Source organism: Thalassospira profundimaris (genome assembly GCF_003326755.1).
GTDB lineage: Bacteria > Pseudomonadota > Alphaproteobacteria > Rhodospirillales > Thalassospiraceae > Thalassospira > Thalassospira profundimaris_B.
On the sequence record NZ_JPWH01000083.1, the window covers coordinates 1 to 567 of the forward strand.

Below are 567 nucleotides of genomic sequence, written 5' to 3' on the forward strand. Positions count from 1 at the left end.
TTGCGAGTACGGCAGATACATCGACAACGGGTGGTACGTCCGCCTTTTCGACCGGTACCGCCTCGGCCAGCCTTGTGGTTAGCGATGTTAATGATGCGCCGGTTCTGACAGAAGCCACGCCGACCCTGACGGACATTAGTGAAGACGCCACAACGAATGGCGGCCAGACGGTGGCCGACATTCTTGGCTCTTCGGTGGCGGATGCCGATACAGGTGCCCTGGAGGGGATCGCGCTTTATGGTCTGACCAGTGGCAATGGCACCTGGCAATATTCGCTGAATGGAGGCACGGACTGGACCGATGTGGGCGATGTCTCGCAAAGCCAGGCTCTGCTGTTGCGGGCGACTGACAAAGTGCGCTTTGTGCCCAATGGTGAAAATGCCACCACGGCCTCGATCAGCTATCACGCCTGGGACCAGACCGGCAGCGATGGCGCGGGCGACAAGGTCTCGGTGGCAACGACGGGCGATAATACGGCCTTTTCAACCGCGACGGATACGGCTTCCATTACGGTAACTCCTTCCAATGATGCACCAACGGTGACGAATGGCGCGACGGTGACGCTGA

General features: G+C 59.4%; 1 pseudogene. It reads left to right on the forward strand.

Annotated features, from left to right (window positions below):
* A pseudogene (locus TH25_RS25215) lies at positions 1-567 on the forward strand (hypothetical protein); the annotation flags it as partial.